Source organism: Caldimonas hydrothermalis, from assembly GCF_056746695.1.
This window is the reverse complement of sequence record NZ_JBWQXA010000001.1, coordinates 102,048-114,439: the sequence shown is the minus strand read 5'-3', so window position 1 is coordinate 114,439 and position 12,392 is coordinate 102,048. Positions and strand designations below refer to the sequence as shown.

11 protein-coding genes and 4 tRNA genes are annotated in these 12,392 nt (G+C 65.8%); all 15 read left to right on the top strand.

Features of this window, described 5'->3' with window-relative positions; genetic code table 11:
* Window positions 1-9 precede the first annotated feature (9 nt).
* Window positions 10-1,047, top strand: a complete 1,038-nt coding sequence (gene trpD / locus AC1ECW_RS00615; protein WP_409702409.1) for an anthranilate phosphoribosyltransferase — start codon at window positions 10-12, stop codon at window positions 1,045-1,047.
* A gap of 1 nt (window position 1,048) precedes the next feature.
* Complete coding sequence (trpC, locus tag AC1ECW_RS00610) at window positions 1,049-1,837, top strand: indole-3-glycerol phosphate synthase TrpC (RefSeq protein WP_481200923.1); 789 nt, start codon at window positions 1,049-1,051, stop codon at window positions 1,835-1,837.
* A 47-nt stretch (window positions 1,838-1,884) separates the two neighbouring features.
* Entirely contained in the window at window positions 1,885-2,574 is a 690-nt protein-coding gene (locus tag AC1ECW_RS00605; protein WP_409702466.1) for a uracil-DNA glycosylase, read from the top strand.
* A gap of 66 nt (window positions 2,575-2,640) precedes the next feature.
* Window positions 2,641-2,726, top strand: a tRNA-Tyr gene (locus AC1ECW_RS00600).
* 78 nt (window positions 2,727-2,804) lie between these two features.
* A tRNA-Gly gene (locus tag AC1ECW_RS00595) sits at window positions 2,805-2,878 on the top strand.
* 57 nt (window positions 2,879-2,935) lie between these two features.
* Window positions 2,936-3,010, top strand: a tRNA-Thr gene (locus AC1ECW_RS00590).
* Between the two features lie 48 nt (window positions 3,011-3,058).
* Window positions 3,059-4,249, top strand: coding sequence for an elongation factor Tu (gene tuf, locus AC1ECW_RS00585; protein WP_409702405.1), 1,191 nt, complete (start codon window positions 3,059-3,061; stop codon window positions 4,247-4,249).
* 13 nt (window positions 4,250-4,262) lie between these two features.
* A tRNA-Trp gene (locus tag AC1ECW_RS00580) sits at window positions 4,263-4,338 on the top strand.
* 154 nt (window positions 4,339-4,492) lie between these two features.
* On the top strand, window positions 4,493-4,876 hold the full coding sequence (gene secE / locus AC1ECW_RS00575; protein WP_409702403.1) for a preprotein translocase subunit SecE: 384 nt from the start codon (window positions 4,493-4,495) through the stop codon (window positions 4,874-4,876).
* Window positions 4,877-4,886: 10 nt separating this feature from the next.
* Window positions 4,887-5,444 carry a transcription termination/antitermination protein NusG gene (gene nusG / locus AC1ECW_RS00570; protein WP_481200922.1) on the top strand — a complete coding sequence of 186 codons (558 nt, stop codon included), beginning with the start codon at window positions 4,887-4,889 and terminating at the stop codon, window positions 5,442-5,444.
* A gap of 162 nt (window positions 5,445-5,606) precedes the next feature.
* Window positions 5,607-6,038, top strand: a complete 432-nt coding sequence (gene rplK / locus AC1ECW_RS00565) for a 50S ribosomal protein L11 (RefSeq protein WP_409702399.1) — start codon at window positions 5,607-5,609, stop codon at window positions 6,036-6,038.
* Window positions 6,039-6,040: 2 nt separating this feature from the next.
* Window positions 6,041-6,748 carry a 50S ribosomal protein L1 gene (rplA, locus tag AC1ECW_RS00560; protein WP_409702397.1) on the top strand — a complete coding sequence of 236 codons (708 nt, stop codon included), beginning with the start codon at window positions 6,041-6,043 and terminating at the stop codon, window positions 6,746-6,748.
* A gap of 282 nt (window positions 6,749-7,030) precedes the next feature.
* A complete protein-coding gene (gene rplJ / locus AC1ECW_RS00555; RefSeq protein WP_409702395.1) occupies window positions 7,031-7,531 on the top strand; it encodes a 50S ribosomal protein L10 in 501 nt (166 codons plus the stop codon).
* A 41-nt stretch (window positions 7,532-7,572) separates the two neighbouring features.
* A complete protein-coding gene (gene rplL, locus AC1ECW_RS00550) occupies window positions 7,573-7,950 on the top strand; it encodes a 50S ribosomal protein L7/L12 (RefSeq protein WP_409702393.1) in 378 nt (125 codons plus the stop codon).
* 300 nt (window positions 7,951-8,250) lie between these two features.
* A complete protein-coding gene (rpoB, locus tag AC1ECW_RS00545) occupies window positions 8,251-12,372 on the top strand; it encodes a DNA-directed RNA polymerase subunit beta (RefSeq protein ID WP_409702392.1) in 4,122 nt (1,373 codons plus the stop codon).
* Window positions 12,373-12,392 lie beyond the last annotated feature (20 nt).

The following is a 12,392-nucleotide window of genomic DNA, read 5'->3' as shown; positions in this document are numbered from 1 at the left end:
GAGGCACCGATGCCCATCACCAACACCGAGGCCCTGACCCGTGTCATCGAGCATCGCGAGATCTTCCACGACGAGATGCTCGCGCTGATGCGGCGCATCATGAGCGGCGAGATGTCGCCGGTGATGATTGCCGCCTTGGCCATCGGCCTGCGCGTCAAGAAAGAAACCATCGGCGAGATCGCCGCCGCCGCCCAGGTCATGCGCGAGTTCGCCACGCCGGTGCCGGTGCCTGACAAGACCCATCTCGTCGACCTGTGCGGCACCGGCGGCGATGCGGCCCACACCTTCAACATCTCCACCGCCGCGATGATCGTGGCCGCAGCCGCCGGTGCGCGCGTGGCCAAACACGGCGGGCGGGCGGTCTCGTCCAGCACCGGCAGTGCCGACGTGCTCGAGGCCCTGGGGGCCAACATCATGCTGACGCCCGAGCAGGTGGCCACCTGCCTGGCCGAGACCGGCATCGGCTTCATGTTCGCCCCCAACCACCACGGCTCGATGAAGCACGCCGCGCCGGTGCGCAAGGAGCTGGGCGTGCGCACCCTCTTCAACATCCTGGGGCCGCTCACCAACCCGGCCGGCGCCCCCCACCAGCTCATGGGCGTTTTCCACCCCGACCTGGTGGGCATCCAGGTGCGCGTGCTGCAGCGCCTGGGCGCCGAGCACGTGATGATCGTCTACGGCATGAACGGCATGGACGAGATCTCGCTGTCGGGCGAGACGATGGTCGGTGAGCTCAAGGATGGCGAAGTGCGCGAGTACACCGTCCACCCGGCCGACTTCGGCCTGCCGGTCTACGACGCCCGCGTGCTGCGTGTGGCCAGCAAGGAGGAGTCGGTGCAATGCATCCAGCGTGCGCTGGCCAACGAGGACGGCCCGGTGCGTGACATCGTGCTGCTCAATGCTGCGGGGGCGCTGTACTGCGCCAACGTCGCCCCGTCCATCACCGAGGGCGTGCGCCTGGCCCGCGAGGCCGTGGCCTCGGGCAAGGCCCTGGCCAAGCTCAGCCAGTTCGTCGCCGTCACCCAGAAACTGGGCGGGAAGGGTTGAGATGAGCGACATCCTGCACCGCATCGTCGAGGTCAAGCGCGAGGAGGTGGCTGCCGCCCGTCGCGCGCGCGACCTGCCCAGCCTGCGCCGCCAGGCCGAGGCACTCGGCGGCCAGCGCGACTTCGTCGGCGCCCTGCGTCAACGCATTGCCGCCGGCGGCGCCGGCGTGATTGCCGAGGTCAAGAAGGCCAGCCCCAGCAAGGGCGTGCTGCGCGAGCACTTCGTGCCCGCCGAGATCGCCGCCAGCTACGCCCGCCACGGCGCGGCCTGCCTGTCGGTGCTCACCGATGAGCGCTTCTTCCAGGGGGCGCCGCAATACCTGCACGAGGCCCGGGCCGCCTGCACGCTGCCGGTGCTGCGCAAGGACTTCATGATCGACGAATACCAGGTCGTCGAGGCCCGTGCCTGGGGAGCCGATTGCATCCTGCTGATCGCCGCCTGCCTGGACGATGCGCAGATGGCCGACCTCGAGGCCGTGGCGCTCGGTCTGGGCATGGCGGTGCTGGTGGAGGTGCACGACGGTGCCGAACTCGAGCGGGCCTTGCGCCTGAAGACCCCGCTGGTGGGCATCAACAACCGCGACCTGCGCAGCTTCGAGGTCCGCCTGGACACCACGCTGGGCCTGCTGCCCGCGGTGCCGTCCGACCGCCTGCTGGTCACCGAATCGGGCATCCTCACGCGCGCCGACGTGCGGCGCATGCGCGAGGCGGGCGTGCATGCCTTCCTCGTTGGCGAAGCCTTCATGCGTGCCGACGATCCCGGCCAGGCCCTGGCGGCCCTGTTCGCGTGAGCGCCCAGGCCGAGCTCTTCGCCCCGGCGGGCGAGGCCGACAACCGTCTGCGCGAGCCACTGGACGCCTGCTTCGACCGCGTCGGGGCAGGCTGGCGGGCCGTGACCGAGACCTTCCGCGCCAGTGAGACCGGGCGCGCGCTCATCGACTTCGTCGACGAGCGCGTGCGCGCCGGCTCGCGGGTCTATCCCGCCCGCGTCTTCCGCGCCCTGGAGGATGGGGGGCCGCAGGCGGTGCGCGTGCTCATCCTCGGCCAGGACCCCTACCACCGGCCCGGACAGGCCCAGGGCCTGGCCTTCTCGGTGCCCGAAGGGCAGCGCCTGCCCCCGAGCCTGCGCAACATCTATCAGGAGGTCAACGACGATACGGGGCGACCATCGCCTGCCAGCGGTGACCTGGGCCGCTGGGCGGCGCAGGGGGTGCTGCTGCTCAACACCGTCCTCACCGTCGAAGAGGGCCGTCCGGGCAGCCACGCTGGCCGCGGCTGGGAGGTTCTCACCGATGCCTTGATCCGCATCGTCTCGGAGCGCTCGCCGGGTTGCGTGTTCCTGCTCTGGGGGGGCAGCGCGCAGGCCAAGCGGGTCCTGATCGATGCGCACCGTCATGCCGTCTTGGCCTGCAACCACCCGTCGCCGCTGTCGGCGCGTCGCCCGCCCGAGCCGTTCCTGGGCTGCCGCCACTTCAGCCGGGCCAACGCCTGGCTGGCCGCGCGCGGGCACGGCGAGATCGCCTGGTGAGCGGCATGGGATCCCGGGGGGCATTGGCAGCGACGAAAACTCAACATATAATCTGTGGTTCGCCGCGGAGGGGTGCCCGAGTGGCTAAAGGGGGCAGACTGTAAATCTGTTGGCTTACGCCTACGCTGGTTCGAATCCAGCCCCCTCCACCAGGCGAAACGATGGAAGGCGTCCGTGCGGGCTTGCTGGCGCGCGGGCGTGACGAGTCGGTGATGGGAAGCGACTCCTTTGCGGGAGTAGTTCAATGGTAGAACCTTAGCCTTCCAAGCTAATGACGCGGGTTCGATTCCCGTCTCCCGCTCCAGCAGGACCGTCGGCACGGGTTTGGGTGACGCGCCCGAGCGCCCAAACCCGTGTCGATGCCCATGTGGCTCAGTGGTAGAGCACTCCCTTGGTAAGGGAGAGGTCACGCGTTCGATCCGCGTCATGGGCACCACCCCTCTCATCGTCCAACCCGGCATTGCGCCGTCAGGAGATCCGAAAAATGGCAAAAGGCAAGTTTGAGCGGACCAAGCCGCACGTGAACGTGGGGACGATTGGTCACGTGGACCATGGCAAGACGACGCTGACGGCGGCGATCACGACGATTCTGGCGTCGAAGTATGGCGGCGAGGCCAAGGCGTACGATCAGATTGATGCGGCGCCGGAGGAGAAGGCGCGCGGGATCACGATCAACACGGCGCACGTGGAGTACGAGACGGCCAACCGTCACTATGCGCACGTGGACTGCCCGGGGCATGCGGACTACGTGAAGAACATGATCACGGGTGCGGCGCAGATGGACGGTGCGATTTTGGTGGTGTCGGCCGCTGACGGCCCGATGCCGCAGACGCGCGAGCACATTTTGCTGGCCCGTCAGGTGGGGGTGCCGTACATCATCGTGTTCCTGAACAAGTGCGACATGGTCGACGACGCCGAGCTGCTGGAGCTCGTCGAGATGGAGGTTCGCGAGCTGCTGTCCAAGTACGAGTTTCCTGGGGACGACACGCCCATCGTGAAGGGTTCGGCCAAGCTGGCGCTCGAAGGCGACAAGGGCGAGCTGGGCGAGCAGGCCATCATGAAGCTGGCCGAGGCGCTGGACACCTACATTCCCACGCCCGAGCGTGCGGTGGACGGCACGTTCCTGATGCCGGTGGAAGACGTGTTCTCGATCTCTGGGCGGGGCACGGTGGTGACCGGTCGTGTGGAGCGCGGCGTCATCAAGGTGGGTGACGAAATCGAGATCGTGGGCATCCGTCCGACGGCCAAGACGACCTGCACGGGCGTGGAGATGTTCCGCAAGCTGCTCGACCAGGGCCAGGCGGGCGACAACGTGGGGATTTTGCTGCGCGGCACCAAGCGGGAGGAAGTCGAGCGCGGCCAGGTGCTGGCCAAGCCGGGCTCGATCACGCCGCACACGCACTTCACGGCCGAGGTGTACGTGCTGAGCAAGGAAGAGGGCGGGCGCCACACGCCGTTCTTCAACAACTACCGTCCGCAGTTTTACTTCCGCACCACCGATGTGACGGGCGCCATTGAGCTGCCCAAGGACAAGGAGATGGTGATGCCGGGCGACAACGTGTCGATCACGGTCAAGCTGATCGCACCGATCGCCATGGAAGAGGGTCTGCGCTTTGCCATCCGCGAAGGCGGCCGCACCGTCGGCGCCGGCGTCGTGGCCAAGATCATCGAGTAAGGAAAGGTGTTCTAGGGGCATAGCTCAATTGGCAGAGCGTCGGTCTCCAAAACCGAAGGTTGGGGGTTCGATTCCCTCTGCCCCTGCCAGATCCTCGAGGTGAATCCACGCGATTGCCAAGACCGGTCTGGTCGCCCAGCAGCCCGCAGGCGGGGCCCGAAAGGGCCCGATGAGCCCGGCGGGCTTTGCTGCTGATAGGTGGTGGGCCTCCTGAGAGTGCCTGCCGCGTTGTAGACAAGACAAATGACCCAAGCTCAAGTCGAAACCGTCTCCACCGGGGCTGACAAGGCCAAACTGGCCGTGGCTGCCCTGCTGGTGCTGGGTGCCGTGGCGGCCTACTACCTGCTGGGCCAGCAGGACGCCTGGGTGCGTGTGCTCGCGCTGCTGGGGCTGCTGCTGGTGGCCGTCGTGGTGTTCTTCACCTCCGAGCCGGGCAGGCAGCTCATCGGCTTCGGCCGCGAGGCCGCCCGCGAGGTGCGCAAGGTCGTCTGGCCCAGCCGCAAGGAGGCGCTGCAGATGACCGGCTACGTCTTCGCCTTCGTGGTGGTGATGGCGCTGTTCCTGTGGCTGACCGACAAGACGCTGGAGTGGGTCCTGTACGACCTGATCCTGGGCTGGAGGGGTTGAGGTGACTGACGTGACGACAACCGCAAACGAAGGCCCGGTCAAACGCTGGTACGTGGTCCATGCCTACTCGGGCATGGAGAAGGCCGTGGAGCGCAATCTGCGCGAGCGCATCGACCGCGCCGGCATGCAAGACAAGTTCGGCCGCATCCTGGTGCCCACCGAGGAAGTGGTCGAGGTCAAGAACGGCAAGAAGGCCGTGAGCGAGCGCCGCTTCTTCCCCGGCTACGTGCTGGTGGAGATGGTGATGGACGACGACACCTGGCATCTGGTGAAGCACACCTCGAAGGTGACTGGCTTCGTCGGCGGCGCCAAGAACCGCCCGGTGCCCATCTCGGAAGACGAAGTCATGAAGATCGTCAACCAGATGCAGGAGGGCTTCGAGAAGCCCCGACCCAAGGTCGAGTGGGAGGTGGGTGAGATCGTGCGCGTCAAGGAAGGCCCCTTCACCGACTTCAATGGCGCGATCGAGGAAGTCAACTACGACAAGTCCAAAGTGCGTGTGTCGGTCACCATCTTCGGCCGCGCCACGCCGGTGGAGCTCGATTTCCATCAAGTGGAAAAGGTTTGAGGCCTGGCCGGGGCCCGCCGCACTGTCGTGCAGCGAACCCGGCCCGTTGCTGACGGTGACGTGACACCGTGACGAGGAGCCAGGGCGAGGCGCAAGCCGCAGTCCCTGGCGTTTGCACTCAACACCTCCCGCGTGGCCGCAGGGGGTGTGACTGGAGAAATCATGGCCAAGAAGATTGTCGGCTTCATCAAGCTGCAAATCCCGGCAGGCAAGGCCAATCCTTCGCCTCCGGTGGGTCCGGCGCTGGGTCAGCGCGGCCTGAACATCATGGAGTTCTGCAAGGCGTTCAACGCCCAGACCCAGGGCATGGAGCCCGGTCTGATGCTGCCGGTGGTGATCACCGCATTTGCAGACAAGTCCTTCACCTTCGTCATCAAGACCCCGCCGGCGACGGTGCTGATCAAGAAGGCGCTCAAGCTCGACAAGGGCTCCAGCCGCCCGCACGTCGAGAAGGTGGGCAAGATCACCCGCGCCCAGCTCGAGGAGATTGCTAAGACCAAGCTCAAGGACCTGACGGCCGCCGACCTCGACGCCGCGGTCAAGACGATTGCAGGTTCGGCCCGCTCCATGGGCGTGTCGGTGGAAGGAGTCTGAACATGGCCAAGCTCACGAAGCGTCAAAAGGCCCTGCAGGGCAAGGTGGACAGCACCAAGCTGTACCCGATCGACGAGGCCCTCCAGATCGTCAAGGCGTGCGCCACCGCCAAGTTCGATGAGTCCATCGATGTGGCCGTGCAACTGGGCGTGGATGCCAAGAAGTCTGACCAGGTGGTGCGTGGCGCCGTCGTGCTGCCCAATGGCACTGGCAAGACCAAGCGCGTGGCCGTGTTCGCGCAGGGTGCCAAGGCTGAAGAGGCCAAGGCCGCCGGCGCCGATGTGGTCGGCATGGAAGACCTGGCCGAACAGATCAAGGCCGGCAACATCAATTTCGACGTCGTGATCGCCTCGCCGGACACGATGCGTGTGGTCGGTACCCTCGGCCAGATCCTGGGTCCGCGCGGTCTGATGCCCAACCCCAAGGTCGGCACCGTGACGCCCGATGTGGCCACTGCGGTGAAGAACGCCAAGGCCGGTCAGGTGCAGTTCCGCGTCGACAAGGCCGGCATCGTGCACGGCACGATCGGTCGCCGTTCGTTCGATACCGACAAGCTCAAGGGCAACCTGGCCGCGCTGCTCGAGGCCCTGAACAAGGCCAAGCCGGCCTCCAGCAAGGGCGTCTACCTGCGCAAGGTGGCCGTGTCGTCGACGATGGGTGTGGGCGTGCGTGTGGACGCCGCCTCGATCACCACGGCGCCGAACGCCTGATGTGAACGTGGTGCCGCGCCCGGTCGAAGCGCGGCACCGAAGCATTGGTGGGCCACCTGTGTCCCCGGACGCAGGTGGGCTATCAAAGACCGTTGGCGCAGCCCGCAAGGGCTGCTTAATCGAGGCGAGGGCCGCGAAGGCCGCAGCCGAAGCCAACGCAGATGGCGGTCCCGCTGAACGGATGTGGGACGGATTCGCAAGAACCGTCCGGTTTCCTGAACGCAGGTCGCTGAACCCGGGTGCATCCGTGGCGACACGGATGCGTGATGTGAGGAGCAGACCTTGAGTCTCAATCGCAACGAGAAAGCAACCGTCGTGGCGGAAGTGGCGGCCCAGGCGGCCAAGTCACAGACGCTGGCGCTGGCCGAGTACCGTGGACTCACCGTCGCCCAGATGGACGCGCTGCGCAGGCAGGCGCGCGAAAAAGGGGTGTACCTTCACGTGCTGAAGAACACCCTTGCGCGCCGTGCCGTGGCCGGCACGTCCTTCGAGGTGGTCGGTGACCACATGGTCGGTCCGCTGATCTACGGTTTTTCGGAAGACGCCGTGGCGGCGGCCAAGATCCTGGCCGATTTTGCCAAGGGCAACGACAAGCTGGTCCTGAAGGCCGGTGCGTACAACGGCAAGGCGCTGGACAGCGAGGGCATCAAGGCCCTGGCGTCCATCCCGAGCAAGGAAGTCCTGCTGTCGCAGCTGGCGGGCCTGCTCATGTCGCCGGTGGCCCGTACCGCGCGCGTCCTGGCCGCGCTGGCCGAGAAGCGCGGTGAGGCCGCAGCCGCCTGACGTCCCCTCTTCAACCTTTTTCAAGATTTAGGAAACCTATCATGGCATTCGACAAAGACGCTTTCCTGGCCGCCCTGGACACCATGTCCGTCATGGAACTCAATGACCTGGTGAAGGCCATCGAGGAGAAGTTCGGCGTGTCCGCCGCCGCGATGGCGGCTCCGGCGGCTGCCGGCGGCGGCGCCGCTGCTGCTGCGGCCGAAGAGAAGACCGAGTTCACCGTGGTGCTGGCCGATGCCGGCGCCAACAAGGTGTCGGTCATCAAGGCCGTGCGCGAGATCACCGGCCTGGGCCTGAAGGAAGCCAAAGACCTGGTGGACGGCGCTCCGAAGCCCGTCAAGGAAGGCATCGCCAAGGCCGACGCCGAGGCCGCCAAGAAGAAGCTGGAAGAAGCCGGCGCCAAGGTCGAGCTCAAGTAATCGGGCGCGACCGCGGGGGCTGGGAGCCTGTTGGGGCCCCCAGCCTTTTGCGCTTTCCGGGGGATGCCCCTGGAGAGCACCTGGAAAGGGGTTTGAAGGCACGATGCCAAGCCTCTTTCCAAGTGTTCTCTGATCCGACTGCAGGAGCACGGCTTTGGTCGGGCCGCGGTGCAATGCCGGGGTTGTCCGCCAGCGGCTGGTAGTGGCCAGCCACCAAGCTTCAGACGCAAGGTCTGGATAGCCAGTCGCCGAACGAAACGCCGTCAACGGCCAGACGGTGGTCTTCGACACGGAGTGTTTATGGCGCAAGCAAAAACCTACAGCTACACCGAGCGCAAGCGCATTCGCAAAAGCTTCGGCAAACGCGAAAGCGTGCTCGATGTTCCCTACCTCCTGACGATGCAGAAGGACTCCTACGTCGCCTTCCTGCAAAAGGACGTACCGCCCGCCCAGCGCAAGCCCGAGGGGCTGCAGGCTGCCTTCCTCTCCGCGTTCCCGATCGTGTCGCACAACGGGTTCGTGGAGATGAAGTTCATCGAGTACAACATCGCCAAGCCTCCGTTCGACGTGCGCGAATGCCAACAGCGGGGCCTGACGTACGCGGCGGCCGTGCGCGCGAAGCTGCAGATGATCATCTATGACCGCGAGAGCCCGCAGGCCAAGACGGTCAAGGAGATCAAGGAGCAGGAGGTCTACATGGGCGAAGTGCCGCTCATGACGGACTACGGCTCCTTCATCGTCAACGGCACCGAGCGCGTGATCGTCTCCCAGCTCCACCGCTCGCCCGGCGTGTTCTTCGAGCACGACAAGGGCAAGACCCACTCCAGCGGCAAGCTGCTGTTTTCCGCGCGCATCATCCCCTACCGCGGCTCCTGGCTCGATTTCGAATTCGACCCGAAGGACATTCTGTACTTCCGCGTCGACCGCCGCCGCAAGATGCCGGTCACGATCCTGCTCAAGGCCATCGGCCTGACGCCCGAGCAGATCCTCGCCCACTTCTTCGTGTTCGACAACTTCCGCCTGATGGACTCGGGCGCCCAGATGGAGTTCGTGGCCGAGCGCCTGAAGGGCGAGGTGGCCCGTTTCGACATCACCGACAAGTCGGGCAATGTCGTCGTCGAGAAGGACAAGCGCATCACCGCGCGCCACACCCGTGTGCTGGAGCAGTCGGGCACGCAGTTCATCACCGTGCCCGAGGATTTCCTCGTCGGCCGTGTGCTGGCGAAGAACCAGATCGACCCCGAGACCGGCGAGATCATCGCCAAGGCCAATGACGAGCTGACCGAATCGCTGCTGAAGAAGCTGCGTGCCGCGGGCATCAAGGACATCCAGTGCCTGTACACCAATGAGCTCGACCAGGGGGGCTACATCAGCCAGACCCTGGCCATCGACGAGACCGCCGACGAGCTGGCCGCCCGTGTGGCGATCTACCGCATGATGCGCCCCGGCGAGCCCCCGACGGAGGATGCCGTCCAGGCCCTGTTCAACCGGCTGTTCTACAACCCCGACACCTACGACCTGTCGCGCGTGGGCCGCATGAAGTTCAACGCCCGGGTGGGCCGCGACACGGCCGAAGGCGCGATGACGCTGTCCAACGAGGACATCCTCGACGTCGTGAAGATCCTGGTGGATCTGCGCAACGGACGCGGCGAAGTCGACGACATCGACCACCTGGGCAACCGCCGCGTGCGCTGCGTGGGCGAGCTGGCCGAGAACCAGTACCGTTCGGGCCTGGCCCGCATCGAGAAGGCCGTCAAGGAGCGCCTGGGCCAGGCCGAGACCGAGTCCCTGATGCCGCACGACCTGATCAACTCCAAGCCGATCTCCGCGGCACTGAAGGAGTTCTTCGGGGCGAGCCAGCTCTCGCAGTTCATGGACCAGACCAATCCGCTGTCGGAGATCACGCACAAGCGCCGCGTCTCGGCCCTTGGCCCGGGCGGTCTGACCCGCGAGCGTGCCGGCTTCGAGGTGCGCGACGTGCACCCGACGCACTACGGCCGCGTGTGCCCGATCGAGACACCGGAAGGCCCGAACATCGGCCTGATCAACTCGCTGGCCCTGTACGCGCGCCTGAACGAGTACGGCTTCCTCGAGACGCCGTATCGCCGGGTGGTCGATGGCAAGGTCACCAACGAGATCGAGTACCTGTCGGCCATCCAGGAAGGCAAGTACGTCATCGCCCAGGCCAACGCGACGCTGGACAAGGACGGCCGCCTCATCGACGAGCTGGTGTCCGCGCGCGAGCACGGCGAGTCGGTGCTGACCTCGCCTGAGCGTATTCAGTACATGGACGTGGCGCCGACCCAGATCGTGTCCGTGGCGGCCTCGCTCGTGCCCTTCCTGGAGCACGATGACGCGAACCGGGCGCTGATGGGTGCGAACATGCAGCGCCAAGCCGTGCCGGTGCTGCGTCCCGAGAAGGCCTTCGTGGGCACGGGTGTCGAGCGTGTGGCCGCCAAGGACTCGGGCACCGTCGTGGCCGCCCGCCGTGGCGGCGTGGTGGACTATGTCGATACCAACCGCATCGTGATCCGCGTCAACGACGAGGAGACGGTGGTCGGCGAAGTCGGCGTGGACATCTACAACCTCATCAAGTACCAGCGCTCCAACCAGAACACCAACATCCACCAGCGCCCCATCGTGCGGCGCGGGGATCAGGTGCAAGCTGGCGACATCATTGCCGATGGCGCCTCCACCGACATCGGCGAACTGGCCCTGGGCCAGAACATGCTGGTGGCCTTCATGCCCTGGAACGGCTACAACTTCGAGGACTCCATCCTCATCAGCGAGCGTGTCGTCGCCGACGACCGCTACACCTCGATCCACATCGAGGAACTGGTGGTGATGGCCCGCGACACCAAGCTGGGCCCGGAGGAGATCACCCGCGACATCCCGAACCTGTCCGAGCACCAGCTCTCGCGCCTGGACGAATCTGGCATCGTCTACATCGGCGCCGAGGTGCAGGCCGGCGACGTGCTGGTCGGCAAGGTCACCCCCAAGGGCGAAACCACGCTGACGCCGGAGGAAAAGCTGCTGCGTGCCATCTTCGGCGAGAAGGCCTCCGACGTGAAGGACACCTCGCTGCGCGTGGATCAGGGCACGGCTGGCACCGTCATCGACGTGCAGGTCTTCACCCGCGAAGGCATCCAGCGTGACAAGCGTGCCCAGCAGATCATCGACGACGAACTCAAGCGCTTCCGCCTGGACCTCAACGACCAGTTGCGCATCGTCGAGGCCGACGCCTTCGACCGGATCGAGAAGCTGCTGGTGGGCAAAACTGCCAACGGCGGTCCGAAGAAGCTGGCCAAGGGCACGACGATCACCAAGGACTATCTCGCCGAGGTCGAGAAGTACCACTGGTTCGACATCCGGCCGGCCGACGAAGACGTGGCCAACCAGCTCGAGTCGATCAAGAACTCGCTCGAACAGACCCGCCACAGCTTCGACCTGGCCTTCGAAGAGAAGCGCAAGAAACTCACGCAGGGCGACGAGTTGCCCGCGGGTGTGCTCAAGATGGTGAAGGTGTACCTGGCCGTCAAGCGCCGCCTGCAGCCCGGCGACAAGATGGCCGGCCGCCACGGCAACAAGGGGGTGGTCTCCAAGATCGTGCCGGTCGAGGACATGCCCTACATGGCCGACGGCACGCCCGCCGACATCGTGCTCAACCCTCTGGGCGTGCCTTCGCGCATGAACGTGGGGCAGGTGCTGGAAGTGCACCTGGGCTGGGCCGCCAAAGGCATCGGTCAGCGTATCGGCGACATGTTGCAACGCGAAGCCCGCGTGGCCGAACTGCGCAAGTTCCTCGACGAGCTCTACAACAAGTCCGGTGGCCGCACCGAGGATCTCAGCCAACTCAGCGACGACGAGATCCTCGAGATGGCGCACAACCTGTCGCAGGGCGTGCCCTTCGCGACGCCGGTTTTCGACGGCGCGACCGAGGAGGAGATCCGCGCGATGCTGCAGCTCGCCTACCCGGACGACATCGCGGCCAAGAAGGGGCTGACGTCCACGCGCACCCAGGCCACGCTCTACGACGGCCGCACGGGCGATGCCTTCGAGCGTCCGGTCACCGTGGGCTACATGCACGTGCTCAAGCTGCACCACCTGGTGGACGACAAGATGCACGCCCGCTCGACCGGCCCGTACAGCCTGGTCACCCAGCAGCCGCTGGGCGGCAAGGCGCAGTTCGGCGGCCAGCGCTTTGGCGAGATGGAAGTCTGGGCGCTGGAGGCCTATGGCGCGTCCTACGTGCTGCAGGAGATGCTGACCGTCAAGTCCGACGACGTGAACGGCCGCACCAAGGTCTACGAGAACATCGTCAAGGGTGAACACGCGATCGACGCCGGCATGCCCGAGTCCTTCAACGTGCTCGTCAAGGAAATTCGTTCGCTGGGTATCGACATCGAGCTCGAGCGCAACTAAAGAAGGAATAGGAGAACCTC

What these genes read in the sequence shown, in the direction of transcription:
- secE (WP_409702403.1), top strand. Translation starts at nt 4,493, where the DNA reads ATGACCCAAGCTCAAGTCGAAACCGTCTCCACCGGGGCTGACAAGGCC.
- trpC (WP_481200923.1), top strand. Translation starts at nt 1,049, where the DNA reads ATGAGCGACATCCTGCACCGCATCGTCGAGGTCAAGCGCGAGGAGGTG.
- trpD (WP_409702409.1), top strand. Translation starts at nt 10, where the DNA reads ATGCCCATCACCAACACCGAGGCCCTGACCCGTGTCATCGAGCATCGC.
- tuf (WP_409702405.1), top strand. Translation starts at nt 3,059, where the DNA reads ATGGCAAAAGGCAAGTTTGAGCGGACCAAGCCGCACGTGAACGTGGGG.
- rpoB (WP_409702392.1), top strand. Translation starts at nt 8,251, where the DNA reads ATGGCGCAAGCAAAAACCTACAGCTACACCGAGCGCAAGCGCATTCGC.
- rplK (WP_409702399.1), top strand. Translation starts at nt 5,607, where the DNA reads ATGGCCAAGAAGATTGTCGGCTTCATCAAGCTGCAAATCCCGGCAGGC.
- rplA (WP_409702397.1), top strand. Translation starts at nt 6,041, where the DNA reads ATGGCCAAGCTCACGAAGCGTCAAAAGGCCCTGCAGGGCAAGGTGGAC.
- rplL (WP_409702393.1), top strand. Translation starts at nt 7,573, where the DNA reads ATGGCATTCGACAAAGACGCTTTCCTGGCCGCCCTGGACACCATGTCC.